Source organism: Streptomyces sp. NPDC048506 (genome assembly GCF_040651315.1).
Classification (GTDB): domain Bacteria; phylum Actinomycetota; class Actinomycetes; order Streptomycetales; family Streptomycetaceae; genus Streptomyces.
Genome location: NZ_JBEZIX010000066.1, coordinates 1 through 25,371, shown reverse-complemented (window position 1 = coordinate 25,371; position 25,371 = coordinate 1). Strand labels below are relative to the sequence as shown.

Sequence of the window (25,371 nt, the reverse complement as noted above, 5' to 3'; positions counted from 1 at the left end):
GCAACCGCATCTGCGTGACGATCACAGTTCTTGCGCGTTGATGTGACTGCATCGGTGTCACGGTCAGCACGCCGGGCACAGCACCGCGTCGACGGGCGGGGACACGCAGGCCCTGTACGACGCACGGGAGCTGGCGATGGAGCGAATGCAGCGAGAGGCGGAGGAACTGCACGCGGAGGGCATCGTGGGCGTCCAGCTCAACTCGCACAACCACCGCTGGGGCGGGCACACCACGGAGTTCTTCGCCATCGGCACGGCCGTGCGGCCGCTGCGCGACGACCATGTCATCGAGCGTCCGACGATGGTGCTCAGCCTGGACGACTGAGCACCCCCCTCCTGCCCCCCGACCGAAACGTAAGGCCGCCGCGCTGATGTCCTCCCACGACCCCGTGTCGAACTTCCTATGCATTCGCCATGACGGTGATCGACAGCACCCCTTCGGGGATGAACCAGTCGTTCCGGGGGTCGCTCCGGACAGCCACAGCTGTCCGCCGCCGCACACAGAGCTCCCGTCGACGCCGCCCGACGGGGGCTCCTCAACTCTCACGCGCTCTCACGACACATCTCACCAACACCACTGACAGCCCTGGCCCACAAGGTCCTGACCTGGGCCTATGCCACCACCCCGGATCAAGTGGACGCCTCTGGACGGTCTTTACCACCTGTGCCAGATGGTTCCACCTAGGCCAATGCCGTGACGCAAAGGCGCCTGGAGACGACGTCCGCCAGCCGGTTGGCCTGCCAATGTCTTACCGCTCACGCACCCGGTTGGGCATGAGCCAGGCACATGCTGCGATGCCCGCGATGGATCGCCCTGAGAGCTTCCTCGGCATCCGGTGGTTGAGGCCAAGATCCGGACCAGGCACGGACCAGCGAGCCGCCGGCGGCCGCCCCATGGGGAGAATCTGGGGAGTTTGGGCGGCGCTGGAGAGCACGTGGGGAGAATCGGCTGCGTAACGCGGCACGATCCCGGAAGACGCTAAAAGATCCATCTCCGCAGGTCAGAGACACACATGACCGCATCACCCCAGGTCAGGGCAGCTAGGTAGACGACTTCATGACGTAAGTGCCGAAATCGTCGGCCTCGACAATTCCCGGGAGCGATCCGCCCTCGCGCAACGGCGCGACATAGCGGGTCGCCATGACTTCTGTCAGCATTTCTCCAGGCTATACGGCCAGACTCCCTGGAAAACCATGGACCGGGTCAGCGCCGCACAACCTGGCGCATCGCTTCCGGTCAGCCCTGGGGAGTGCGCATGTCATTGCGCAACGTGCACGGGGCGAAGACCGAGCCGCTACCGCCCACCGCCTCCCTCGACGGCGGTAGGCCGTGGACAGAACCTGGGAGCGCGTCCTCGCTCCCCCACGACCCCGGAAGTGCCAACGCGCCGAGTGGCCGCTCCTCCTTCGCCGCTGCCCACGCCGCGTGCAGGATGATGGCATGACGTCGCCTCGTGGCGGTTCGGCGGGTGGTCGTGGGCCGCACCCCGTCGCCCGTCTCCCACATGAGCAGGAACTGTTCGCGCGTGGGCGCGGTGTGCAGGACCACATCGCGGACGCGATCACCGCCTTCGCGGGATCGATGGTCTTCGTGTACGTGCACATCGTGTGGTTCACCGGCTGGATCCTGATCAACGAAGGGCTGTTCGGGCAGGACGCGGTCTTCGACCCCTTCCCCTTCGGGCTGCTCACCATGATCGTCAGCCTTGAGGCGATCTTCCTGTCGACGTTCGTCATGGTCAGCCAGAACCGTCAGGCCGCACGCGACACGGTTCGGGCCGATCTCAACTTCGAGGCCAGCGTGCGTTCGGAGGTCTGGTCGACGAACCTGGGGCGCGCCCTGGGCCTGGACCCCGAAGAGATCGAGCGGCAGACACAGGAGCTCATCGCGACGAGCCGGGCCAAGATGAACAGCGAGATGCGACGGCCCCAGGCCTGACAACCCGGCGTCACCCGCGGTTCCCTGCCCGACACAGGGAACCGGCACTGAGGGAGGCAACGTCCCCCGAAGCACAAGATCGCTAGTGGGCGAAGGGGAGTTCGAGATGACCGGGAAGGCCACCCGTTACCTCTATCTCGTCCGGCACGGCGAGGCATCGCCGGACGAGAGTCGGCTGACCGAGGGCGGCCGTCAGCAAGCCACGCTGCTCGGTCAACGCCTCCGAGACATCCCCTTCGCAGCTGTTCACCACGGTCCGCTGCCGCGGGCAGAGGCGACCGCACGCCTGATCGGCGACCAACTGAAGAACGTCCCGCTGCGCGTCACGGTCGCTGCCGGTGACTACGTGCCCTACATGCCAGAAAGGGGCGAACTTCCGGAGGAATCAGCAGACTTCCATCTTCGCTTTCTCGCCGGTGCCGCTGCCGAGGAGCGGGAGCACGGACCGGCGCTGGCCCGCCAGGCGCTGGATCTGTTCACCGGACCGGTGGAGGGCGAAGAGGACCGGCACGAACTGGTCGTCACTCACAACTTCCTTGTCGCCTGGCTCGTCCGGGACGCCATGCACGCGCCGAAGTGGCGTTGGCTCGGCCTCAATTACTGCAACGCGGCACTTACGGTCATCCGATACGCGCCCAGTCGGCCGGCCTCCGTCCTCATCGCCAACGACATGCGCCATCTGCCCACCGAGTTGCGTTGGACGGGCTTTCCCCCCGAGCTGCACAGCTGAATGCGCTCGCCGGGCCATCGCCCTGGCCACTCGCGCCAGCCGAGCGCGCCATCCGTGGCAAACTCGCCATCGCAGGGTCCGCCTCCCACATGCGCTCCTCGGGCGAAGGCGTGCTCGACTCGGGCACACACCCGGCGACGCTCCGCGTTGCCCGCCTCCTCACCTGACAGCAGCCGGCGTCCCGCTTCGTCCGGCGGCTTGGCTCCGCACTGCATGGCGTCCGGAGCTGCTCCCCATCAAGCCGCTTACCAGAAACCGCAGCAGCCGCACTTCCACAACCATGCCAAGCACGCCGCTCACGTTGGTATTGCAATGCAAGCAGTCGAGGGGAATACTAAATATTTCTGGTAGGGAAGGTACCGGAAGCACGCTGCGTGTGGCCCCAAGTGCCTCACGCAGCGTTTGCACTACACATGAGACTCGGTCACGCCGCTGTCGCCGTAGTACTCAATGACAATGACCACATGACAGAAACCGCTACCAGCATTCACGAGCGACGAGAGCGCTCATCATGTGACCACCGACAGCGATCCGCTACACGGCCACGACACACCTTCCCGAAGATGCTTCTCGTCGCCGTCGGTCGCGAGTCAGGATGTCACCTCAGACCGCCAACCGAGAAGGCGCCGTGAGCGGGATTCGACGCAATCCGCAGCCCCCGTCTCGCTGCAACTTGCGAGGCCGGCCCTCACAATCGGGGACCAGCCTCGGAGCTGTCTCATGGCGTCGCTAGTAGCGGCCTCCGCGACCAAATCCGCGTCCGCGACCGAAGCCGCGTCCACCTCCGTAGCCGCGCCCGAATCCGCGTCCACGACCAAAGAAGCCGCGTCCACGTCCGTAGCCACGTCCGCCGTAGCCGTAACCCCAACCACCGCAGTCGTTCCAACGCCTGAGAGGGAGTACGCTTCGGAAGCTCATCTTCCGCCTCCTTGGATCTCCGATGATGGCCCAACCCTCTCCAGTTGAACCAATTCCACGCTACGCCGTGCGGCGATCCGAAATCAAACGGAAGCAGACTGAAAGTTCACGTAAATTCGCCACTTTGCGTGTACGCAAAGTGGCGATTGGTCGCTCTCCGAATCCCGAACCCTTTTCAGGCCAAACGGATTCAGGGCCAGCTCACCCCGCCTGCACCACTCCACCCTCGAAGGCCCACCTCCCGGAACGCCCACAATTCGTCCGGCAGCAACCGCTCGACGCGGCGCGCATCCAGAGTGAACTCGTCCTTCCTGGCGAACAATCAGCATCTGATTCGATGGAGATGACGACGGACGTGGCGAGCGGTAAGTCAACCATCGTGTCGGCACAGGCTCGTTATCCCTGGCAGTTGTTCCAGTGGCCCAGACTCCCCGGCATTCCCCTCCCCTACTTCAGCCATGGCGAGAAATGGGGAGAGGGCGATGCCGGTGCGCGCAGAGATGAGGACATGCGCGCGGTGGAGACTTCGCCCGCGGGCGCAAGCGAGGCGTCGGACCCTCGAAGCGTCTCCTTCACATTTCGCCGAGGCGTCGAGACGCGCTGACTCCGGCACATCGATCCCGTGCTACGCCGTGCCGTCAGCAGGACGCATCCTCGTCGCATGTCAATCCGCGCTGCGAGAGCCGGACTTCGGCAGTGCGGATGCACGGCTCACACGATCACCGACCCTCACCAAGGGGTGCCGGTCGCCGGCTGAGCCTGAACCCGTCGTCGGCCGTACGAAGTTCGGTGCTTTCGCGGAAGGCGGGGACGGAGTGGGCCTGGGGACCGATGAGCAGGCCGGTCTGTCCGTCGAGTGCGGCGTCGGTGGCGGCGACAACGGTGAAATCGACCTCTCAGCGGATCTGGGTGCCGTCGGGGAAGTCGGTGGAACGGGAGAGTTCTTCCCAGGTGCGGATGTCCTCGTCGACCGCTGCGCGGCCGGCGGTGACCAGACGCAGGGCGTCGGAGCCCAGGACGAGGTGGGCCGGTGGTTCGGGAGAGTCCAACACGGTGAGTACGGCGTCGGCCGCCTTGGCCGGATCGCCGAGTTGGTTGCCGCTGGCGGTCTGCCGAGCCGCCCTGATCGGATCAAACAGCTGGTCGTAGTCGCTGATCGAACGCTCCGCCCGGACCATGGAACGGCCCGCCCAGTCGGTGCGGAAGGAGCCCGGCTCGATCGCCGTCACATGGATGCCGAAGCCCGCCACTTCCTTGCCGATCGCTTCCAGGATGCCTTCCAGGGCGTACTTGCTTCCGCAGTACGCCGACATGCCCGGCACGGTCATCAGCCCGCCCATCGACGTCACGGCAAGGACATGTCCGCGCCTGCGTCGCCGCATGCCCGGCAGCACCGCCTGGATCGTGGCCGCGGCACCGAAGACATTGACGTCGAACTGCTCCCTGAGCTGCGCCAGAGGGGTCTCCTCGAAGACGCCTTCGAGGCCGTATCCGGCGTTGGCGATGAGCACGTCGATCGGGCCGAGGTTCTCCTCGACGTCCTCGACCACCTCGAACACCTGCCGGCCGTCGGTGACGTCGAGCAGGCGCGCATGCGCCCGTCCCGGCGCCAGGGCTTCGAGGGCCACGGCGTCCTGAGGCTTGCGGACCGTACCGCAGACGGTGTGACCGGCCCGGAGCGCGCCTTCCGTGAAGGCGCGGCCGAGGCCACTGCTGGCTCCTGTGATCAGGAATCGTTTCACCATGCCTTCTAATCTACACAACGCAGATTTTGTTCTGCATCACGTAGATTTTCATGGGAGGGCGGTAACCTCGGCCCATGGTGACGGACAGGCCCCGGACGGGCAGGAGGCAGCGGGAGGCACCGCGCAAGGGGGACCTCCGCGAGCAGGCGATCCTCGATACCGCGGAGGCGCTCCTGGAGAAGGTGGGAGTGGAGGCCATGACCGTGGAGGCCATCGCAGCGGGCGCCGGCATCTCCCGCGGCTCGCTCTACTTCTACTTCGGCTCGAAGAAGGACGTACTCACCGCACTGGTGGCACGCACCCTCGACTCCCTGCGCGGGGAAGCGCTCCTTCCGACGACCGACGCCACCCTCGCCCCACGCGACGCCATCACACAGGCAGTTGGCGAAACCGAGCGCATGTGGCGCGAACACGGCCGGGTCATGCGCACCGCCGTCGACTACTCGGCCGTCATCCCCGAGATCGGCGCCCTGTGGTCGTCCACGGTCGACGACTTCGTCCGGGGCATGACCACGATCCTGCTCCGCGGCGGCCTGCCGGACGGCCCCGCCCCCACGGACGCGCCGGCTCTCGCGGAGGCGCTGTGCTGGATGACGGAGCGAACCTTCTACCGGGCCCTTGTCCACTCCCCCGAACAACTTCCGGCGGCGGCGCGGACCTGCACGGAAGTCTGGCATCGCACGCTCCCGACCCCTGAACCCTGACCCAGCCTCATGGGCCATGCCCACGCGTCTGCGGCTCGACACCAGGACCGGCAACCGCGGTCATAGGTGAGGGCATTTACCTCCTACGTACGAGGGCGTCCACCCTGTTCGGCGCTGTGGGAAGGGGCCCACCTCCGGTCCGCGCCACGGGAGGTGATTACCGGAGGCTTACGGGGGACTCCGCAGCGGTCCCCGGCGGGGCCAAGCCTGGTTTCCTGGGCTGCATGACGATGGGGGTGGCCGCCGGGTCGCCCCGCCCCGCAACAGGAGTCCCTTGTGCCGCGCCGTTTTCGCCTGTCCCGCCGTACCCTCGCGCCCGCCCTCGTCGGGCTGCTGCTCGCCGCCGGCTTCGGGCTCTACCTCTTCCAGCCGTGGAAGGCGTTCACCAGCACCACCGTGGACGAGGCGCTGCCGAGTGCCTCCGCACCCTCGATGAGAGAGTCGGGAACCTCCACTGCCCGACCGGCAGCGCCCCGGGACCTCGCCGAGGGTCGCTTCGTCACACATGAGCACACCACAAGCGGCACCGCCCGCACCGTGCGACTGGCGGACGGCGGCCAGGTGCTGCGGCTGGAGGACCTCAAGACCTCGGAAGGGCCCGACGTACGGGTCTACCTCTCCCCCCGGGACGCCGGCGCGGTGACGACGGGACTCGGCGCCGGGGCGGTCGAGTTGGGGAAGCTCAAGGGCAACCTCGGCAACCAGAACTACGCCGTCCCGAACGGCACGGACCTGTCGAAGTTCCGCTCCGCCGTGATCTGGTGCGCACGGTTCTCGGTCCCCTTCGGCGCCGCGAATCTCGCTCCCGCTGCGGGCTGACACAGCGGCAACCCGCCTCGGAATGCGAGAACCACCGGCCGCCTCCCGGCCGCCCTGCTGCGGCGCGGCGGATTCCATGACCGCTCAGTCGGCGGTCGGCCAGGGCCAGCCGAGCTGGAGGAACATGCCGAGGCGGTCGCTGACCGCGCGGATCTCCGAGATCTTGCCGTCGATGACGGTGAACCACCAGATCTGCTCGACCTCGCAGGAGCGGTTGGTGGGCTCGGGCATCCGGGGGTGGTAGCCGGTGTGGGTGCCGGTGACGGTCAGTCGGGCGACGACGGTGTCGCCCTCGGCGGCCAGCGCGTCCGGGCGCATCGTGCCTTCGCCGAAGGCGTCGAGCTGTTGGCGGAAGCCGTCGAAGGCCGCGCCGGGCTCGTCCGCCTCGCCAAAAATGATCTTGTTGTGGTCGATCACGTCGAGCGCCATGTACGCCGACAGGTCGTCGAGTCGCCGATCGTTGACGGCCCGGAAGAAACCCTCGACGACCTGCTTGTTCGCCATCGGTGCCAGCATCGATTCCCCCAAAACTTACGCCGTAAGAAGCTTTCGCGTGCCAAGCTAGACTTACGTTGTAAAAAAAACAAGAGCGGCCGGAGGAGCCACCATGGGGAAGCGGACGCGCGGCGAGCGGGCGGGCCTGACCCGGACACGAGTACTGGACGCCGCGCTGGCACTGGTGGACCGGGAGGGGGTCGGCGCGTTGACGATGCGTCGGCTGGGCGCCGAGCTGGACGTGGAGGCGATGACGCTCTATCACTACGTGCCCAACAAGGACGCCCTGCTGGACGGCCTGGTGGAGCGGCTGTTCGCCCAGGCACTGCCGTTCCCTGGCGAGGGCACGGACGCAGGCACGGACGCAGGCGCGGACGCGGACGCAGGCGCGGACGCAGGCGCGGGGAGTGCCGACTGGCGCGCACTGCTGCGGACATACGCCGTCGCGCTGCGCCAGGCGCTGCTGCGCCACCCGGGCGTGCTCCCCATCGCGGCGAGCCGCCCGGCGGTGACCCCGGCAACGCTCGACGCGGTGGAACACGGTCTGACGGCCCTGACGGCGTCCGGGTTTCCGCTGGGGGCAGCGGTGCACGCCCTCAACACGCTCTCGCTCTTCGTCGTCAGCCACACCGCTGCCGAAGCCGCACAGATCGCCCGGGCCGACTCCCCCGGCTCCCCCGCCTGGCTGGCCGAGTTGGACGCAGCCCGCTATCCGCTGCTCACCGAGGCCGCCCGCAGCGGCGCGGGGGTAGACGACGCCGAACGGTTCGACTTCGCCGTCAACGCGCTGGTCAACGGCTTCGGCGCCGTACTCGACTAGGTACTCGGCCGGCCACCGCGCCCGCGCCGGCCCGCGCCAGACCGGCGGGGTCGGCGAGGAACCGCGGCAGAAGCGGCGGAATCTGAGTACCCGTACTCATGCGCCTGGTCCTCGTCTCGCCGAAAGGTGGATGCGGAGGTGTGCGATGAAGGGGAGGGTGGCGGCCCGGTGGCGCCGAGCCCGCGGGCGGTGCGCCCGGGCCGGTGGACTGCTTGCGGCGTTCGCCCTGGTGGGGCTGACAGCCGCGTGCTCCCGCGAGCCGTCGGAGAAGGAGCTGCGGACGCATGCCACGTCACGCGGAGCGGAGTCGCGCAGGGCGGTGGAGGAGCAGAAGATGCGCGCCCTGATCAAGCACCTGAGCGCTGTCGAGGGCCTGGAGCACGTACTCACGCGCTTCACCGACTCCTGTTCCAGGCCCTACAACGGTTCGATCTTCGAGGGCAACCGGTCTCCGTACCTCCTCACATGCACCATGCGGGCCGTCGCCTACTTCGGCGTCCGGGAAGAAATCACCGACGTACTGCCACGGATTCGCGCGGCCGGCATCGCGACCTGGGGGCCACAAGGCAGCGAGGGGCGGGCCCTGTCGCACGCGGCCGGCACCGTGACCTACGCGCTCGCCTACCACCGTGATCGCGGTCGGTACCCTGACGGCCTCCTGATGCCCGCGCCGGCGCTCGAAGCCCAGGGGCTCCGGATCGACTGGGACCGGCCGGACATGCCGCTCCCGCATCGGGTCGAGGAGCCCGCGCCGTGCCCCGAGGCCGGGTCCGGCGGGATCTACCAGCGCTGCTCGACCACCCCGGAGGCCCCGATCAGCATCCGGGCCGCGCGGGCCCGGTACGGCATCGTCTTGTCCTTCAGCCTCGGTGGTTGGGACTCCTCCGGGCACGACTACTTCACCGTCCCCCGCCGGAAGTGACCGCCCGAGCCGCTCCTCTCGGTCCCGAACATCAACGACGGCGCCGACAGCACGTGCCACCGCTCGAACCCCGGACCGGCGACCGGCTGATCCAGACGAACTGCACCGTCGTGGTCAGGTGTCTTCAGGATCCAGCTCGAACGTGAAATAGATGCTCAGGCAGTGCGGCTCGTCCTCGTCGTGGAGGAGATCCCACGACACGTCCACCAGGCGAATTCTGTGTTCCCGCACCCACTCATGAGCTTTCGCGAAGGCGTCCGCGGCAGTTGTGGCGGGGAACAGCTTCCTGGCGACGGGGTGCACCCCGGTCTCAGCGTCCGAGTCGTCGAAACCCTCCGGAACGTCCAGGCAGAGGTTGGGATCTCGCTCCATGGAGTGCGCCTTTCCAGTCCGTGTACCGGTTACGAATCGACAGAGGTCGTTGCCCTCTGAGCGCCACGCCCGGGAGGACCGCCGCACACCCGGAACGGTTGCTTCTGCCGACCGTCCACACCCGGCCGGACCGTCTGCGCGAAGGTCTCCTCAACCCCAAGCCCGCAGCCGATGGCACCACCCCGCTCATCCGTTCCTGACCGAGCAGCGGACCCGCCCAAAGGCGCCTGCGGCTGCCCGGCAGGCGAGTCCTCGGCCCGTCAGGCGTCGAAGCGGTGGCGGGATGCCTCGATGTGACCGAGGTACCGGTGGGTCCAGTCACACAGTCCGTCGATCGTCACCCGCAGGGCCTGGCCCGGCTCGGTGAGGGTGTACTCGACCCGCGGCGGCACCACGGGGTACACCGTCCGCTCGATCAGACCGTTGCGCTCCAGCATGCGCAGGTTCTGGGTGAGCATCTTGTGGCTGACGCCCTCGATCTCGTTCCGCAACTCGCTGAAGCGCAGGGTGCGTTCACCGAGGGACTCGATGATCAGGAGCGCCCACTTGTTGGCGACGTCCGAGAAGATCTCCCGCGCCAGAGAGTCCGCGCGCCTCAGATCCGCGTCCTCGGGCGAGCCGCTGAGCTGCTTGGTCACCGTCAGGTTCTCCAGTCACCGAAAAGTGCGTTCTTCCACGCCAGCGGCCACTCTCCTACGGTTTCCGAGTAACCACAAGAGAGCGGCTCTCATCTCAATGGAGGCAGACAGCATGGCCATCACCCTGGTAAACCCCAAGGGATTGCCGGAAATCGACGCCTACCGGCAGGTCTCGATCGCCACCGGCACGAAGCTGGTCCACATCGCCGGGCAGGTCGCCTGGGATGCCGATGGGGTCAACGTCGGCGAAGGCGACCTCGCCGCTCAGGTCGAGCAGTGCTTCCTCAACATCGGTACCGCACTGGCCGAGGTAGGTGGCTCCTTCGACGACGTGGCGAGACTGACCGTCTACGTCGTCGACTGGACCCCTGACAAGATGCCCCAGCTCATGGAGGGGATCACCCGGGCGGCCGCAGAACTGGGGGTCGCTCCGGCAGCGCCGGCCACGCTGCTGGGCGTCGCGGCACTGGACGTACCCGACCACCTGGTAGAGGTCGAAGCCACCGCGATCATCGACTGAGCAGGCGCTCTTCGCCCCGGGACTGTTTGCGGAAGGCGATGGTGGCCGTCTGCGGCCGGGGCGGTCGTGCACGCCCAAGGCTGTGGTCAGGCGCTCCGCCCCGCTTGGTGGCGCCTGACGGGTGCTCCGCCCATCAGGTTCAGGCAGCTGCGCGGGTCGCGAGCATCTTCCGCAGTTCGTCGGTCGACGCGCGGATGATGCCGGGCAGGTCCGCTGGTCCGGGCTCGCTCATCCAGCGCGCGAAGGCGACCTTGAACACGGCGATCCCGGTCTCGGCGGCCAGGCGCGCGGCCGGCTCGGACATGCCGCGGCCGCGCAGCGCCTCGGCCAGGGCCTCCGCCAGCGCGGCGAGCTTGGCCAGCTCACGTTCCCGCAGCTCGGCGTTGGCCGATACGACGGCGTCGCGCAGTCTGACCCGCTCGGGGTTCTCCTGGAGCTGGGTGCCCAGGGCTTCCAGGGAGGCGCCCACCACGTCGACCGGTGTCGCGCCGGCCGGCGAGTCCGCGACCGTGCGTACCAGCAGGTCCCGCGCCATCTCCGTGCCGTAGAAGAGCACTTCGCGTTTGTCGGCGAAGTGGCGGAAGAAGGTCCGCTCGGTCAGTCCGGCGTGCGCGGCGATCTCCGCCGCCGTCGTCTTCTCGAACCCCTGCTCGGCGTAGAGCGTCAGCGCTGCCTGCGCCAGCCGGCCGCGTGCGTTCGGCTCCCATCGACCCATGGCCCGACGATACCTGATGACAGTGACTGACATCGCACGCTACGGTGAAGACAGTCACTGACATCAGTGCTGACATCACTATGGGAGGTTCACTGCCATGCGGGTATTCGTCACGGGTGCGTCGGGCTGGGTCGGCTCGGCGGTCGTCCCCGAGCTCATCGGTGCCGGTCACCAGGTCCTCGGCCTGGCCAGATCGGACTCCTCGGCCGCCGCGGTCGCCGCCATGGGAGCGGAGCCGGTCCGCGGCGACCTCTACGACCTGGACGCCCTGCGCGCCGGCGCCGCCGACTGCGACGGGGTCGTCCACCTCGCGTTCATCCACGACTTCGCCCGGTTTGAAGCCTCGATACGGGCCGACGCCCGGGCGATCGAGACGCTCGCCGACGCCCTCGAAGGTTCCGGCAAGCCCCTGGTCGTCACCGCCGGGACGCCCGTGGCACCCGGGCGGGTTGCCACCGAGCACGACGCCCCTGTTCCGGGCTCGCTCGGGGAGGGCCGGGACGCGAACGCCAAGGCGGCTCTCGCCGCGGCGGCACGCGGCCTGCGCCCGTCCGTCGTGCGGCTGCCCCGCACGGTGCACGGCGCGGGCGATGCCGGTTTCGTCGCGCGCCTGGTCGCCACCGCCCGCGACAAGGGCGTCTCCGGCTACGTCGGCGACGGCTCCAGCCGCTGGCCGGCGGTGCACGTCCGGGACACCGCGCGCCTGTACCGCCTCGCGCTCGAACACGCCCCGGCGGGGTCCGTACTGCACGCGGTCGCCGACGAGGGCGTGCCGGTCCGCGACATCGCCGCGGCGATCGGCCGCCACCTGGACCTGCCGACGGGCTCCGCCCCTGCCGAGGACTTCGGCTTCCTGGGCGGAATCCTGGCCGTCGACCAGCCTGCGTCCAGCGCGGCCACGCGCGCACTGCTCGACTGGCGGCCGGTCCAACCGGGGCTCGTCGCCGACCTCGACGAAGGCCACTACTTCGCCTGAGACGCCGACCGCACGGTCACAGGCGGGACCGTGCCGGCGGTCCGGCGGCGCACCACGAGCGGTGGCACGCCCTCCGCAAGGGCCTTTGGGCACGCGTCCCGGGGCCGGCCGACGCCCGCTGACGGCAGGGCGCCCGACCCGGGCGCCCTGCCTCGTACGGGAGAGGCGGCGGTCATGCGGGGTGCTCGGCGCACAGGCAACCGACGCCCCGTTCGATCCATTCCCGACCGGCCCACTCGGGGTGCCGCTCGATCAGCAGTGCCCGGACCTCGGCCACCATCTCGTCCTCGCCCATCGCGGAGTCGCGCCGCCGCCAGGTCTCGTCGCGCAGTTCGCGCAGGTAGTCGCGGACTTCGGTGAGCACCTGCGCGCCGCCGGGCTCGCCGTGACCGGGGACCACCACCCGGGGGCCGATGGCGGCCAGCCGGTCCATCACCGCCAGCCAGCGCACGCCGGAGACGTCCGTGTCGTACGGCGGAAACCACGGGAAGATGGCGAACTGCCCGGTCTCGGCCAGGTCCCCGGTGAACAGCACGCCGGCGTCCGGCACTTCGATCACCTGGTCGCCCTTCGTGTGGCCCCGCCCGGTGGGCCGCAGCCGCACGGTCCGGCCACCGAGGTCCAGGTCGTACCCGCCGTCGTAGACCACGTCCGGGGTGGGCACCCGGGCACCGTCGAGGCGGGCGGCGATCGGCCCGCCGAAGCCGCGGAACATCTCCAGGTAGCCCGGCCCCTTCGCCTTCAGGTCGTCCGCCTGTGCGCGGTTGACCAGGTACGTCGCCCGGTCGGCGAACGCCTGCGCGCCAAAGGCGTGCTCGGGGTGGAAGTGTGTCGTGGTCAGGTACAACCGGCGGCCCTTCGCCACCTCGGACGCGAAGGCGAGGACCTGCTCGGCGTTGGCGGTGCCGATACCCGTCTCGATGACCAGTACGGCCCGGGTACCGCCGATGACGCCGATGTTGGGTACCAGCCCGACCCGCTGGTTCGGGATGACCAGCAGGTCGGGGGCGATCTCCCGAGCGGCGGCCACGCGCACTGCGGGGTCGGGGATCTGTTCGTCAGTCATGCTCCGATTGCACCGCCCGTCCACCGCGGCCGTCCAAGACCGGCTGGGTGGGGTCGATACCGAACGGATATCGTCACTGGTCATGGAGCTACGCACGCTGCGCTATTTCGTGGCGGTCGCCGAGGAACTCCACTTCGGCCGGGCCGCCGCCCGGCTGCACATGAGCCAGCCGCCGCTGAGCCGGGCGATCAAGCAGCTGGAGACCGAGGTCGGCGCCACGCTGCTCGACCGCTCCTCCGCCGGTGTCGCGCTCACTCCCGCGGGAGCGGTCCTGCTCGATGAGGCGCGTGGCTTGCTCGACCGGGCGGACCGGGTACGCCTGCGCGTGGCCGCGGCGGCCGGAGCCACGAGCATCACCGTCGGCTTGCTGGGCGACAGCTCCGATCGTGGCGCAACGCGGCTGGCCGCCGCCTACCGCCGACAGCACCCGGGCATCGAGGTCCGCATCCGCGAGACCGACCTGACCGACCCCACCTGCGGGCTGCGCACCGGACGGGTCGACATCGCCCTGACCCGCGCCCCGTTCGACGAGACCGGTCTGACGGTGCACGAACTGCGCGCCGACCCGGTGGGCGCCGTGCTGCGCGCCGACGATCCACTGGCCCGCTGCGACCACCTGGAGTTGGCCGACCTGGCAGGCCGGCGCTGGTTCCAGTTCCCCGACGGCACCGACCCGATCTGGCGGTCGTACTGGAACGGCGGCGAGCCCCGCGAGGGTCCGGTGGTGCGTGCCGTCCAGGAGTGCCTTCAGGCCGTGCTCTGGAACGGCACGGTCGGGATGACCCCACTCGGGCACAACCCACCCGAGGAGCTGACCGTGGTCCCCGTCGTCGACATGGACGCCAGCCGCGTGGTGGCGGCCTGGCGGCGGAGCGACGCGAACCCGCTCATCCGGTCGTTCGTCCGCATCGCGACGGCCGCCTACCGCGACTGAGCGCCTCCCGGCCGGCGACCGCGCCGGGCGGTGTCCGCTGCCCAAGGGGCACTCCCCTGTCCGCGTCATCGCTGTCGGCCACTCCGCCGCGGCTGCGGGCCGCCGGCGGGGCCGCGTGTCAGGTGGTGGCCAGCAGCAGGTCCTCCCCGCCTGACGGTCGGAGGCCATCGGTGCGATCGGCGAAGTAGCGCTCGGAGAGCGAATCTCCCGACACGTGTCGGGCGTCTTCGAAACCGGCTTCGCGGGCCAATGCCAGCATCTCGGGAGGGGTGTAGAAGCTGATGAACGGCGTTCCGGATGCTTGCGCGCCTTCCTTGCTCGCCCGGAGGCCGGGGCGGTCGGCGTCGTCGAGCAGTTCGATCGGCAGCAGGAAGGTCATGGCGAGCGTCGAGCCGGTTGCGAGCCCGGAGATCTGGCGCAGGGTGGCCGCAGTGGCGTCTTTGGTGAGGTACATGGTGACGCCGGTGGAGACGATGACCGCCGGCCGACTGGCATCGAATCCGGCAGCAGCCAGCTTCTTCAGCCAGTCTTCGCTCGCTTCGAAGTCGACCGGCACCAGGTGCAGCCAGTCGGGGATGCCGTAGCCGAGTTCGACCAGGCGCCGGCGCTTCCACGCCTGAGGTCCCGGCTGGTCGACCTCGAAGACCCGTAGCCGGGAGGCGACCTCCGGCCTACGTTGGGCAAAGGTGTCCAGGCCGGCTCCCAGGATGACGTACTGGGTGACGCCGCGGTCGACCTGCTGGACGATCAGGTCCTCGACGAAACGAGCGCGGGCCACGATGGCCGCCCGGAATCCTCTGGTGGCGTGCGGGTCCATGTCCGGGCGTCGGCGCCAGTCGTCGTCGGGGCCCGCCAGGTGCAGGCCGGTCTCGTCCGCGAGCACATGCGGTGCCGGGTCGACCTGGACGTGCATTGCCCGCCACAGGGCGGTCCGCACCGCAGTGTTGTCCGGCGCCTCGGTCTGCTCGGCTGCCATGGTGTTCCCCCTTTTCGTTGCGGTCAGTTCTTGGCAGGAGCCTGGAGGCTCCACAGACGCCCGTCGGGGTCGCGGACGGTCATCTCCTTGGTCCCGTAATGGGTGTCCTCGAAAGGCGTGACCACCTCGACGGCAGGATCGGGGCGGAACGTGTCTGCGTCCGGCACCTTCAGCACGATCTGCGTCTGGGGCTCTTGGTCCTCAGGGATCTCGGCGATGAAGACATACGGTCCGTCGCCGTTGCGGAGCCGGCCGGAGTTGTGATCGGTCGAGAACTCCAACTCGTAGCCGAGCGACTGGAAGAACTTCGCCGCCTTACCCCAGTTGTGGGTTGTCAGGAACACGGCCTCGATGCCTTCGGTCGCCATGTCAGGCCCCCTTCTCAGTCGATTGCTGTTCGTGCCCATGGGTGTCGTCGAGGTAGGCGCGCAGTGCGTCAGCGACCAACGCCGACAGCGACATGCCCGACTCGATGGCGCGGTACTTGACCTGCTTGATCAGCCCGATCGGCAGGTACACGTTGAACTGCTTGACTTCCTCATCGCTCACGAGCGCGATGCTAGCACTCTAGCTTGCTAGCAAACTAGCTCGCAATGTCGACGCCGGCCTTCGGAGCGTGTGAGGTGGCCGCGTGGCGGCTGGGCGAGCCGACCGAGGGTGGCCACATATTGGTGGCAGGACCCGACGAGGTCGAGGTATTCGGGTCGAGCAGCGCTTCGAGGACCGCATCGGACTGGAGCGCTGCGTTCCGTGCGAACAGGACCGTGGCATCCGACGTGGCGAGATTCGGTCCCGGCGGTTTCCAGTCGCCGGGACCGCTACCCCCGGACCAGCCGGCATCGGCGGCTCGACCCGCTCCCACGTCGCATCAGTGATCAGCCACCGAACGAACGGAGACATCCGGCCGGAGATATCCGGTCGGAGATGTCCATTCGGAGATATCCGGTCGGACAGATCCGGTCCGGCACATCAGGTCAACTGGCTACCTCAGCAAAGCGACATGCCTAGTTTTTCTTGCACTTCTTGGTGTCCTTGTTGATGTCCATGATCTCGTTGATGTGCGCGAACTTGTACTTGCCCTGACTATCGCCCTGGAAGGTGACGCACTTGTAGAACGGCGTCGATCCGTCGTTGTAGAACTTGAAGGCGGCGGTGATGCGCGTGCCTCCCAGGCAGTGGTTGTTGTAGTAGACCGTGGTGCTCGACCAGCCGTTCTTCCACGAGAAGTTGACCCGCGCGTTCGACTCGTTGCACTTGATGCTGTCCTTCCCCGACTTCGGCGGGGCCTTGGCCGCGAGGGCTGCGAGCGTGGTCGAGGCAGGCGACTGATAGGCGCCGGACGCGGCAGGAGCGGCGGGCGCCGCGGATGCCGGTGCGGAACTCAGGCCGAGGCTGAGGCCGACGGCGGCGAGAGTGGCGCCGGCCGAGGTGAGAGCGCGCATCGATTCCCCCAGGAGGTCACGGATCACCACACGGGTGATCGTTTCAAGACGGTCGCGATCACTAAATCTTCCGGTCCAGTAGGCGTCAAGCCTCTTGCGGACCGAGGGTTTTCCCGTGCGAACGAGTACCTGCCGCGCCCCACGCCCGCACAACTCGCCCTCGGCTTCGGCAACTTCGGCGAACGCGCCATCACCGAGGGCATCGCGGAGGGTATCGCAGCCGTCGGCCACCTGCTCACCGGCCGGCTGTAGGGTGCCGGCCCGTGACCGACACCACCGACCTCGACGGCGCCGACATCGCCGTTCTCCTCGACGACATCCAGCGGTCCACCGCGCGCCTGAGCGTCACCCTCGATGCCCTGACCATCCTTGAGGCCCGCGAACCATCCACGCTTCCCGGTTGGAGCCGCGGCCACGTCATCACCCACCTCGCCCGCAGCGCCGACGCCTACCGATGGCTGCTGACCCTGGCACGTACCGGCACCGAGCCCGGACCGCGAGCCGACGCCGCGGCCCTGGACCGGGCGCTGCGCGAAGGCGCTGCGCGCAACGCCGCCGAGCTCGTCACCGACCTGCGCCGCAGCCTGGACCGCCTGCTCGACGAGGCCCGGGCCATGCCCACCCAACACTGGCCCACCCTGGTTTCCGCCCTGGCAGGTTGGCGACACCCCGCCTGGTACACCCTGCACCGGGCCCGGCGCGAACTCGAAACCCATCACGTCGACCTGAACCTCGGTTACTCCAGCACCGACTGGTCCACCGGTTACGTCACCTGGGCGCTCGACGAAACCATCGCCGCCCTGACCGCGGGCGACTTCCCCGTCGCCCGCATCGAAGCCACCGACCTCGACCGCCACTGGAACCTCGCCCCGACCGGACCCACCGCCACCGGCTCCGGCCGTGCACTCCTCGCCTGGCTCTCCGGCCGCGGGCCGGACACCCACCTCCTGTCGGACCGTCGACTGCCGACCCCGCCGAAGTGGCCGCGCCCACCCGCCCCCGGCTGGAGCTGAGTTGCTGCCGCCGCGAGAGCTTGCCGGGGGTCGACGAGGAGCGAACCGGAACGGGCACCACCGTTAGTGGAGTTCTCGCAGGTCCGGAGCGGGTCTCTGGCACGCGGTGTCAGGGTGGGTGATCGGAAATGCGGAGACACGGCTCGGGCGGCTCTGCCCGCCGGAAGAGATGATCACGCAGGAGGTCTCGTGAGCGACGACGAGAAGTCCCACCACGGCGAGTTCGGCGCCCGGCTGGGCAGCGAGGACGTCGACGTCGTCCGCGGGGCTCTGGATGATTACCAGTCAGCACAGGCGAACACCAGGTGGGGCGTGGACAACCCCTACTGGCCGCTGGCCGACGAAGTGCGCTTCGCCGCCCGGGGCCTCCTCGCCCGACCTCCGTCCGGCCACAGCCACGCGAGCGCCCTCACCGTGATGTGGCATCTGGCCGAGGAGGAGGACGCGGACCTGATCGCCGACGCCCTCGAAGGCGCCCCGGACGCCGAGGTGTGGGAGATGGCGCTTCTCGCGGCCGGCACCGCCCTGACGGAGGGCGAGGAGCCGAACCGGCGGCTGCTGGCGCTGATCACCGCCATGGCGCTGGACGAGAGCCTCGATGTGCGGGATCGCAAGAAAGCAATGCACGCCCTGGACGATCTCGATCTCCCGGAGGTCGAGGACCTCATCGTCCGTCTCAGCGAGTCGTCCGACCTGGAACTCCAGGTGTACGCGGTGGGTTGGCTCGCGACGCCCCTCCGGCTCCGCGTCCACCGCGACCGCGTCAGACGGCTCGCGGAGTCCTGGCCCCAGGACGCGGGTCGGGAGGCCGAGCGCATTCGTAGCGAAGCGCTCGACGAGGGCTTCCACAGCACCTACTGGAAGGACACCGAGCTCGACGATCCGGTACTCCGGAGGGCCCATGACGAGCTGAGGTTCCCGCCCAGCGACGAGGGATGCCTCCAGGCATTCGCCACCCTGCTCCGCAGCGAGGACCCGATCGCCGTGGGCATCGCGCTCGACCATTACGAGTCGTCGGAGGGGCTGCTCGGTGTCATGGAGGACGCGGGACGTGCCGAGGCCTACCTGCCCGAGGTGCTGGCCCGCGCTCGTGAGGTGCTCCGGCGGCCGATGTCGCCCGCCGAGGTGAGCGCCCTGAACATGATCGGGGCGCGGCACGCCGAGCCCGGCGACGCCGACGTCCTGATGGACGTTCTCACCCGCACGGACTCGGACGCGGTGCGCCACGAGGCCGTCTGGACGGCCTACGGCGTACTCGACGAGGCCGAGGTGAAGGACGAGAGACTCGTCGCCGCCGTGGGCGACCTGATCTTCGACCCGTCCGTCGGCTTCTCCCTCGTGAAGGAGACGGCGATCCGCGTCCTGGCCGACAGCCTCGGCGCGGACGCGGACGGCATTCTCCTCCGGGCGCTCCGCGAGGGTGAGCCGAAGGCGCAGGCCCACGCGTCCTATTTTCTGGTCCGGACGGGAGGCCTGGATCGGCACCGCACCGTTCTGGAGGAGGTCGCCGAGAGCTGGGGCGACCGGCCTCCCGAGTACCCCTGGGGCCAGGACCCCATTGAGCTGATCTTCGGCAAGCCGCACAGCGTCCACTGGGAGGGACACCGGCTGGCGGACCCGGACCTGTACCGGGCCCACAAGAGGCTGCGGGCTCCCACGGTGGACGCGTCGTACCACCAGGCGCTGCGCACGCTGCTCGCAAGCGACGACCAGGCGGCCGTGGGCATCGCGCTCGACCACTGGTGGAGTCCCGACGGCGCCGTGCAGCGGGGCGGCGAGGAAGCACGTGAACCGGAGAGGGCACTCGTCCTGGACCGCATCCGGGAGGTGCTGCGGCAGCCTCCCTCGCCGGCCGCGCTCAGCCGCACGTACGGGCCCGAGGCCAAGCACCTCTCCGCGCTGTCGGCGCTGGACATCGTGGCAGCGGAAGAGCCGTCCCTGCTGGCCGAGGTCGTGGAGACCGCCGCGAGCGATCACGTTCGCGGGCGGGCTCTCGATGCGGTGGAAGCGGTGTTCAGGGACGCGGAGGAGGCCGAGCCACCGCTCGTCGAGGCGCTGGGGAATGTCGCCTGTGACGAGAACGTGCCGCTGCATGACCGCGTCAGGGCGCTGGAACTGCTGGACGAGTCTCCGGGGACCAACTCCGTGGACGCGCTCGTCCGGGCGACGCGCTGCCCCGAGGTGGAGGTTCAAGCCGCTGCGGCATGGGGGCTGATGTGGGAAGAGGTCATCGAGGACCATCGCGCCAGGCTTGCGGAACTGAGCGCGAGCTGGCCCGTGGAGGGCGCCCCGTGCGAGGTCACGCGGGTGCGGGACATGCTCAACGCCTCCGAGGAGTGAGGCGGGCCGCGCACGTGCGCGGGCGCGGAACCCGGCCGGACAGGACCGCCCCGGTCGAAGCCGGATGCCACTACGCGGGGGTCAGGAGGTCCGGGCGTGGTGGTCCAGCAAGCGGGTCAGCAACTGCACGAACTGGTCGCGTTCGGCCGGACTCAGCGGCGCGAGCAGTTCGTCATGGAGGTCGTCGAGGACCTTGTCGAGGCGGCGCAGCTGACGGCGGCCTCGGGCGGAGATCGTGATGATGTTGCGGCGCCGGTCGTCGGGATCCGGCGCCCGCTCGACGAGGTCACGCTCGGCCAGTTCGTTGAGCACACCGACCATGTCGCTGCGGTAGATGCCGGAGCGCCTGCTCAGCTCCGCCTGGCTGCCCGGCCCGTACTCCTGGAGTGAGGCGAGCACGGCGTAGTACCACTTGCGGGCGTCGACCCGGGCCAGCCCCTCGTTGATCAGCCGGTCCGACCGCGCGGTCAGCTGCGACAACTGTCGGCTCGGCTGTCGACGCAGCCTGTCGGGCGTCTTGCGCGCGCCGTCGTCGGGCATGTCCGCGGCTTCGGCTCTGGTCATGGCGCCCATCCTACTCATTGCGTTAGTTCGACTAACGATGTACGGTCGCTCACGCCGAAAACGTTAGTGCAACAAACGTTAATTCGGTGAACTCCAAGGAAGGAAGATCCGCTATTCCCGCCAAGATGTTGCAGATTCCCACCACGGACGGCCAGGCCGACGCCTTCGCCGTCTTCCCCGACCACGGCAAGCGGCACCCGGCGGTGCTGATGTACCCGGACGGCTTCGGCTTCCGGCCCGTGCTGCGGGAGATGGCCCGCGAACTGGCCGGACACGGGTACTACGTACTCGTCCCCAACCTCTTCTACCGGCACGGCCCGGCACCGGTGATCGAACTTCCCGAGCACATCGGAGAAGAGGTCCGGCCCGCGGTCTTCGCCCAGTTGATGCCCTTGATCGAGGCGCACACCGCCGAACGTGTCCTGAGCGACGCCGACGCCTACCTCAGGTTCCTCGCCATCCAGCCCGAGGTCGGCGCCGGACCGGTCGCGGTGACCGGCTACTGCATAGGCGGCCTCCTGGCGATGCGCACCGCCGCGGCCCACCCCGGCCAGGTGGCGGCCGTCGCCGGATTCCACGGCCCCGTGGGCGCCGACGGGCCCGACCTCCTCGCCAAGATCACCGCCCAGGTCCACCTCGGCCACGCCGAAACCGACATCACGCCCGAGGCCCTCGGCGAGCTCAACCAGGCCCTGGACGCCGCAGGTGTCGACTACACCTCCGAGATCTACCCCGGCACCGTCCACGGCTTCACCATGTCCGACACCGATGCCTTCAACCCCTCGGCATTGCAGCGTCACTGGGACCGACTGCTCCCCCTCCTCGCACGCACCCTGGCCGGCCAGCCGAGGCCCCGGCTCGGAAACCGAACCTGAAGTACACGGCTCCGGGGTCCACGGTCTGCACCACCGCCCGGCGCTTCGTCAACTCACCCGCTTGAGCGCGGAGGAAGCAGAGAAAAAGGCCTGGGAGCCCGGGAGGAGCAGGACGATCGCGATGGCGGCGGTGAAGAGCTCGGGGACGTGCTGGGACAGGGCTGTCCAGTCGGGTGCCAGGCCGTTCATGCTCATGTCGGTCAGCACGAACAGCAGGGAGAGGCCGGCCAGGGCGATCATCACCAGCCGGGCCCCGTTGTGCCCCCGGCGCATCCACAAGGAGCACAGCAGCCACCCGGTGGTGAGTACGACGAGGGCGCCGGCGGACAGGGCGAGTTGGAGGAGCGCGCCCGACAGTCCCAGCTGACCGCGCAACTCCTCAAAGCCCGTGGGGGGAATGACGAAGGCGCCCAGTACCCAGTCACCCACTTCGAGAAATGCAGTCACCAATGCGGCCATGAAGGCGACTTGCACCTCGCGTGGAGGCTGGATGCGACCTGCCGTGGCTCGGATCATGCTGTCCCTCTCGGTGGCGTCGGAGGATGCCGGCCGAGGCGGTGCGTCGGCCGGGGACTCAAGTCCGTGGCAGTCGCCCTGCAGTTCGCGCACTTCCTCGGCCCCCGAGGACGCGGCCCCGATTCCTCAGGCCAAGACGGCGGCCGGAGGCTCGGGGTTCCATCGGCCGGGCGGAACCGTCGAGTCCCCCGGTCGGTCTGTGGACCGTCGAGCTTCGCCCCGGCGTCGCTCGTCCTGGTACCTCAGCATTTCCTGGTGCCTCAGAAGTTCCTGGTGCCTCAGAATTGCAGTGCGTCGGTCGCCGAGCTCTGCCAGTACGTCACCGCTGCGTCGTTGTCCTTGTACGTACCGGCGGGCAGCACGAGCACGAGCGGTGCACCGACCGAGCCGGAGCCGCTGCGCGGTGTGAAGTACACCGTGAGGCGCCGGGCCGTGCGGCCTCCGGCGTCCGTGCCGCCCTCGCCACTGAGCATGATCGACGCGTAGGCGGACCGTCCCGGGGCGAGGGTCACGACGGACTGCGGCTTGCTGTCCTGGTTGATCTGCGTCGCGGCCTGCTCGTCGTCGAAGCGCAAAGACGGTGCGAAGTGGGCACTGCACGTGCGGGGGCCCTTGTTGGTGACCTTCAGGAGCAGGTGATTGATGGGTCGACGGGCCTTGCTGACCACGGCCGTGGTGTTCTCCCCGGTACATGCATCGGACGAGCGGGGCTGGCCTCCTGAAGTGTGTCCGGGGCCGGATGCCCCCGGGCCGGGTGCGTTCCGTCCGGCACTGGGGCGTGCGGTCGGCGTGCCGCCCTTGCCATGGCCGTCGTTGTTGCCCGGTCCCATCGTCGTCGCGTCGGCCGCCGCGTGCCCCGGGGAGCCGGCGTCGGACGAGGTTTGGCAGGCGCTCAGGGACAACGTCGCAAAGACGGCAGCGGTGGCGACGACGGCGTGGACACGGATGGTGCGCATAGTGATCGGCATGTTCCTTGGCTGCGGGTTCAGTGGCGGTTGAGCACAGTGATGACGATCGCGACACAGACGATCAGTACGGCGATGGCGAGAACATCACTGCGGCACGGGCGGGTTCGCAGGGTGCCTCCCCCTCTCGGTAGTGCTGCACCTCAGCGTGCGTGGCAACCGCCCCAGTGCCAACAGTTCCTGGACAATGTGAGAAGCCGGAACGCAGAAGTGGTCTTTGAGCTGGGGAAACGACCCTTCCCTGGAATGCCGTGCTGGAACGGTGGAACGAACGGGGGATCAAGGTGACAACAGAATCAGAAGGGTTCGCGCAGCTGCTGCGACGGTTCAAGGAACGGTCCGGACGCAGCTATGGCGTCCTCGCCGAGCAGCTGCACATGAGCGTGTCCACGCTGCACCGGTACTGCAACGGCGACGCCGTCCCGATGGACTTCGCGCCCGCCGAGCGCTTCGCCAGACTGTGCGGTGCACAGCGCGAGGAGCTGCTGGAACTGCACCGGCAGTGGATCGTCGCCGACGAGGCCCGGCGACGCGGCCGTTCGTTATCGGCGAGGGTCACCTCGTCCGCCGCGGTGGCCGAAGCGGCACCAGCCGCCGATGCCGCAGCGGATGCTCCCGCCGATCCGCCGGAGTCCGCGGCGCGTGCGTCGGACGCCACCGACGATGCCCCCGCCGGCCAGACCGACGCCGAGGGGCGTATCGACGCTGAGGGCCTGATCGACACTGAGCGGCGGACCGGCACTGAGGGCAGGCCTCACCGCTCACCGGAATCCTTGCCGGCATCACATGCGCGGGACGGGGGTGCCGCAAGCTCGGCCTCCGAGGGGTCCGACAACGACCAATCGGACGTGGTCGCCAAGCCCATGTCTGCCGGATCCGGATCCGGCTCCGGATCCGACGTCCACAGCTCCACGGTCCGCGAACGCCGCCCACTCGTCCGACTCGTCGCCCTCGCCGTGGCCACGCTCGCCATACCGGCGGCCCTGACCTTCGGCAGAGGCTCGTGGGAAGACTCCTCCCGGACGGGCACCCAGGGCAGACAGGGCACGGGCCGGTACCCGGTAGCCGGCGAACACCCCACCTCGATGCCGAAGACCAACTCCTCTTCGGACTCCGCCACTTCGCCTGGTGCAGCGGCCACTCCCGGCGGCAAGGGCGCCCGAACTCCCTCCCCCTCGGCGCAGCCGGATGCCCCCGGCGCAAGCCGGTCACCGGCCGGCGGAGGGCAGGGCCCCGCGCCACGTGTCGGGATCAGCTCGTACAACTGGGACGAGCCCTGTGACGTCAACTACCTGCTCCGGCAAGCGCCGGACCACGTACCGCCACCGCCACCGCCCCAGGACGTGCACAGCTGGGCGCGTGCCCTCGGCGGCATCGACGGCGGGCACCTGCGGCTGCAACTCACCGCGACCGGCAACGCGGACGAGGCCGTCGTCCTCACCTCCCTGCACGTCCGAGTGACGGCCAAGCACGCCGCCGTCCCCTGGCGGGCCTACTCGATGGGCGACGGCTGCGGCAGTGGCGTCACGCCGCAGAGCTTCGAGATCGACCTGGACACCGACCGGCCGACAGCGAAACCTGTGGCCGGCCAGGACGGCGACGTCGTCGTACCGGCGAAGGGCTTCCCCTTCAAGGTTTCCGCCCGGGACCCGCAGGTGCTCAACCTCGACCTGCACACCGAGGGGCATGACGTCAGCTACTACCTGGAGATCGGTTGGAGCAGCGGCGCCCGCCAGGGGACGCTGCGCATCGACGACGGGGGCAAGCCGTTCCGCATCAGCGCGATCACGGACCACGATCGGTACTCCTACCGGTCGGACCAGAGCAAGTGGCGCCCCAGTCGAGCAGAACCGTGAAGGCCGCCGAACAGTCCGAGATCCGTTCCCTGAAAGTGACCGTCGACGAGGAGGGCGAGCCCCTGCCTGAAGACCAGTCTGACGGGGCGGATCGTCAGGTCTGCGCGGTGAGTTGCTCGATCTCCTCGGCGATCCTGGCCCGGTTGTAGACGGTCAGCCTCATGAGGGGCATCTCCAGGATCGCGTAGGCATCGATCTCCGTCACGTCGAGCAGATGCATGACTCCGTCTCTCGCCTCGCCGAATGATGCCGCGGCGCTGATCGCGTCGAGGACGGCGGTCCTGGCCTCGATCGCTCTCATCATGGCGTTGAGGATGCCGAGCCGCTCAGCGACGTGCTCGTTGTTGGTTGACATATCGCGCAACTCCAGCAGTACTCGGGGACAGGGACAACGGGCGTACTCGTCGAGTGACGGTGCCGTCAGCCGCGTCCGGTGAACTGCTGGCCCACTCCGAGGCGGCGCAGGTCGGCGAGGACCTTCGGGTCCTGGGCGTCCAGCCAGTCGCAGAGC

At 68.9% G+C, this 25,371-nt stretch carries 29 protein-coding genes; 15 read left to right on the top strand and 14 right to left on the bottom strand.

Going from position 1 to position 25,371, the window contains the following annotated elements; all coding sequences use genetic code 11:
• The first annotated feature begins 46 nt into the window (after positions 1–46).
• From AB0C96_RS37400 to AB0C96_RS37385, 4 genes are all read left to right on the top strand, one after another.
• Entirely contained in the window at positions 47–325 is a 279-nt protein-coding gene (locus AB0C96_RS37400; RefSeq protein ID WP_362924037.1) for a heavy metal-binding domain-containing protein, read from the top strand.
• Between the two features lie 1,116 nt (positions 326–1,441).
• Positions 1,442–1,939, top strand: coding sequence for a DUF1003 domain-containing protein (locus AB0C96_RS37395; RefSeq protein ID WP_362924007.1), 498 nt, complete (start codon positions 1,442–1,444; stop codon positions 1,937–1,939).
• Positions 1,940–2,045: 106 nt separating this feature from the next.
• Positions 2,046–2,669, top strand: a complete 624-nt coding sequence (locus AB0C96_RS37390) for a histidine phosphatase family protein (RefSeq protein WP_362924005.1) — start codon at positions 2,046–2,048, stop codon at positions 2,667–2,669.
• A gap of 1,255 nt (positions 2,670–3,924) precedes the next feature.
• Positions 3,925–4,191, top strand: coding sequence for a hypothetical protein (locus AB0C96_RS37385; RefSeq protein ID WP_362924004.1), 267 nt, complete (start codon positions 3,925–3,927; stop codon positions 4,189–4,191).
• A 292-nt stretch (positions 4,192–4,483) separates the two neighbouring features.
• Here the strand turns inward: AB0C96_RS37385 and AB0C96_RS37380 are convergent, their stop codons facing one another.
• Positions 4,484–5,332, bottom strand: a complete 849-nt coding sequence (locus AB0C96_RS37380) for an oxidoreductase (RefSeq protein ID WP_362924002.1) — start codon at positions 5,330–5,332, stop codon at positions 4,484–4,486.
• 74 nt (positions 5,333–5,406) lie between these two features.
• Here AB0C96_RS37380 and AB0C96_RS37375 point away from each other — a divergent pair, with 74 nt between their 5' ends.
• Both AB0C96_RS37375 and AB0C96_RS37370 read left to right on the top strand, forming a co-directional pair.
• Positions 5,407–6,036, top strand: coding sequence for a TetR/AcrR family transcriptional regulator (locus AB0C96_RS37375; RefSeq protein WP_362924000.1), 630 nt, complete (start codon positions 5,407–5,409; stop codon positions 6,034–6,036).
• A gap of 276 nt (positions 6,037–6,312) precedes the next feature.
• Entirely contained in the window at positions 6,313–6,855 is a 543-nt protein-coding gene (locus AB0C96_RS37370) for a DM13 domain-containing protein (protein WP_362923998.1), read from the top strand.
• 84 nt (positions 6,856–6,939) lie between these two features.
• Here AB0C96_RS37370 and AB0C96_RS37365 read toward each other — a convergent pair whose 3' ends face one another.
• Positions 6,940–7,359, bottom strand: a complete 420-nt coding sequence (locus AB0C96_RS37365; protein WP_362923996.1) for an ester cyclase — start codon at positions 7,357–7,359, stop codon at positions 6,940–6,942.
• A gap of 103 nt (positions 7,360–7,462) precedes the next feature.
• Between AB0C96_RS37365 and AB0C96_RS37360 the strand changes: the two genes are divergently transcribed.
• Positions 7,463–8,170, top strand: a complete 708-nt coding sequence (locus AB0C96_RS37360) for a TetR/AcrR family transcriptional regulator C-terminal domain-containing protein (protein WP_362923994.1) — start codon at positions 7,463–7,465, stop codon at positions 8,168–8,170.
• A 145-nt stretch (positions 8,171–8,315) separates the two neighbouring features.
• Positions 8,316–9,092: a hypothetical protein gene (locus AB0C96_RS37355; RefSeq protein ID WP_362923993.1), complete on the top strand. Its 777-nt coding sequence runs from the start codon at positions 8,316–8,318 to the stop codon at positions 9,090–9,092.
• A gap of 114 nt (positions 9,093–9,206) precedes the next feature.
• Here the strand turns inward: AB0C96_RS37355 and AB0C96_RS37350 are convergent, their stop codons facing one another.
• Positions 9,207–9,464, bottom strand: a complete 258-nt coding sequence (locus tag AB0C96_RS37350; protein WP_362923991.1) for a hypothetical protein — start codon at positions 9,462–9,464, stop codon at positions 9,207–9,209.
• Between the two features lie 260 nt (positions 9,465–9,724).
• Positions 9,725–10,102, bottom strand: a complete 378-nt coding sequence (locus AB0C96_RS37345) for a helix-turn-helix domain-containing protein (protein WP_362923989.1) — start codon at positions 10,100–10,102, stop codon at positions 9,725–9,727.
• 112 nt (positions 10,103–10,214) lie between these two features.
• Between AB0C96_RS37345 and AB0C96_RS37340 the strand changes: the two genes are divergently transcribed.
• The gene (locus tag AB0C96_RS37340) at positions 10,215–10,622 is read left to right on the top strand and encodes a RidA family protein (RefSeq protein ID WP_362923987.1); all 408 of its coding nucleotides are present in this window, start codon (positions 10,215–10,217) and stop codon (positions 10,620–10,622) included.
• 139 nt (positions 10,623–10,761) lie between these two features.
• Here the strand turns inward: AB0C96_RS37340 and AB0C96_RS37335 are convergent, their stop codons facing one another.
• Positions 10,762–11,337, bottom strand: coding sequence for a helix-turn-helix domain-containing protein (locus tag AB0C96_RS37335; protein ID WP_362923985.1), 576 nt, complete (start codon positions 11,335–11,337; stop codon positions 10,762–10,764).
• Positions 11,338–11,434: 97 nt separating this feature from the next.
• On the opposite strand from AB0C96_RS37335, the gene AB0C96_RS37330 reads away from it, so the two are divergent.
• Complete coding sequence (locus AB0C96_RS37330; RefSeq protein WP_362923984.1) at positions 11,435–12,313, top strand: SDR family oxidoreductase; 879 nt, start codon at positions 11,435–11,437, stop codon at positions 12,311–12,313.
• 172 nt (positions 12,314–12,485) lie between these two features.
• Here the strand turns inward: AB0C96_RS37330 and AB0C96_RS37325 are convergent, their stop codons facing one another.
• Positions 12,486–13,379 carry an MBL fold metallo-hydrolase gene (locus AB0C96_RS37325; protein ID WP_362923982.1) on the bottom strand — a complete coding sequence of 298 codons (894 nt, stop codon included), beginning with the start codon at positions 13,377–13,379 and terminating at the stop codon, positions 12,486–12,488.
• Positions 13,380–13,461: 82 nt separating this feature from the next.
• On the opposite strand from AB0C96_RS37325, the gene AB0C96_RS37320 reads away from it, so the two are divergent.
• Complete coding sequence (locus AB0C96_RS37320; protein WP_362923980.1) at positions 13,462–14,313, top strand: LysR substrate-binding domain-containing protein; 852 nt, start codon at positions 13,462–13,464, stop codon at positions 14,311–14,313.
• Between the two features lie 118 nt (positions 14,314–14,431).
• Here the strand turns inward: AB0C96_RS37320 and AB0C96_RS37315 are convergent, their stop codons facing one another.
• The 4 genes from AB0C96_RS37315 to AB0C96_RS37300 form a co-directional block, all read right to left on the bottom strand.
• On the bottom strand, positions 14,432–15,289 hold the full coding sequence (locus tag AB0C96_RS37315; protein ID WP_362923978.1) for a class I SAM-dependent methyltransferase: 858 nt from the start codon (positions 15,287–15,289) through the stop codon (positions 14,432–14,434).
• 23 nt (positions 15,290–15,312) lie between these two features.
• Entirely contained in the window at positions 15,313–15,657 is a 345-nt protein-coding gene (locus AB0C96_RS37310; RefSeq protein ID WP_362923976.1) for a VOC family protein, read from the bottom strand.
• Position 15,658: 1 nt separating this feature from the next.
• Entirely contained in the window at positions 15,659–15,838 is a 180-nt protein-coding gene (locus AB0C96_RS37305) for a CopG family transcriptional regulator (RefSeq protein WP_362923975.1), read from the bottom strand.
• A 455-nt stretch (positions 15,839–16,293) separates the two neighbouring features.
• A complete protein-coding gene (locus AB0C96_RS37300; RefSeq protein WP_362923973.1) occupies positions 16,294–16,962 on the bottom strand; it encodes a hypothetical protein in 669 nt (222 codons plus the stop codon).
• 32 nt (positions 16,963–16,994) lie between these two features.
• On the opposite strand from AB0C96_RS37300, the gene AB0C96_RS37295 reads away from it, so the two are divergent.
• Both AB0C96_RS37295 and AB0C96_RS37290 read left to right on the top strand, forming a co-directional pair.
• Positions 16,995–17,744, top strand: coding sequence for a maleylpyruvate isomerase family mycothiol-dependent enzyme (locus tag AB0C96_RS37295; protein ID WP_362923971.1), 750 nt, complete (start codon positions 16,995–16,997; stop codon positions 17,742–17,744).
• Between the two features lie 189 nt (positions 17,745–17,933).
• Positions 17,934–20,084 carry a hypothetical protein gene (locus AB0C96_RS37290; RefSeq protein ID WP_362923969.1) on the top strand — a complete coding sequence of 717 codons (2,151 nt, stop codon included), beginning with the start codon at positions 17,934–17,936 and terminating at the stop codon, positions 20,082–20,084.
• A gap of 81 nt (positions 20,085–20,165) precedes the next feature.
• Here the strand turns inward: AB0C96_RS37290 and AB0C96_RS37285 are convergent, their stop codons facing one another.
• Positions 20,166–20,648 carry a MarR family transcriptional regulator gene (locus tag AB0C96_RS37285; RefSeq protein ID WP_362923968.1) on the bottom strand — a complete coding sequence of 161 codons (483 nt, stop codon included), beginning with the start codon at positions 20,646–20,648 and terminating at the stop codon, positions 20,166–20,168.
• Between the two features lie 113 nt (positions 20,649–20,761).
• On the opposite strand from AB0C96_RS37285, the gene AB0C96_RS37280 reads away from it, so the two are divergent.
• Positions 20,762–21,523 carry a dienelactone hydrolase family protein gene (locus AB0C96_RS37280; protein ID WP_362924035.1) on the top strand — a complete coding sequence of 254 codons (762 nt, stop codon included), beginning with the start codon at positions 20,762–20,764 and terminating at the stop codon, positions 21,521–21,523.
• A 48-nt stretch (positions 21,524–21,571) separates the two neighbouring features.
• On the opposite strand, the gene AB0C96_RS37275 is transcribed toward AB0C96_RS37280, so the two are convergent.
• Positions 21,572–21,982, bottom strand: coding sequence for a hypothetical protein (locus AB0C96_RS37275; protein ID WP_362923966.1), 411 nt, complete (start codon positions 21,980–21,982; stop codon positions 21,572–21,574).
• Positions 21,983–22,317: 335 nt separating this feature from the next.
• On the bottom strand, positions 22,318–23,007 hold the full coding sequence (locus AB0C96_RS37270; RefSeq protein WP_362923964.1) for a DUF4232 domain-containing protein: 690 nt from the start codon (positions 23,005–23,007) through the stop codon (positions 22,318–22,320).
• Between the two features lie 281 nt (positions 23,008–23,288).
• On the opposite strand from AB0C96_RS37270, the gene AB0C96_RS37265 reads away from it, so the two are divergent.
• A complete protein-coding gene (locus AB0C96_RS37265; RefSeq protein ID WP_362923962.1) occupies positions 23,289–24,860 on the top strand; it encodes a helix-turn-helix domain-containing protein in 1,572 nt (523 codons plus the stop codon).
• A gap of 94 nt (positions 24,861–24,954) precedes the next feature.
• On the opposite strand, the gene AB0C96_RS37260 is transcribed toward AB0C96_RS37265, so the two are convergent.
• Entirely contained in the window at positions 24,955–25,215 is a 261-nt protein-coding gene (locus tag AB0C96_RS37260; protein ID WP_362923960.1) for a DNA gyrase subunit A, read from the bottom strand.
• Between the last annotated feature and the right edge of the window lie 156 nt (positions 25,216–25,371).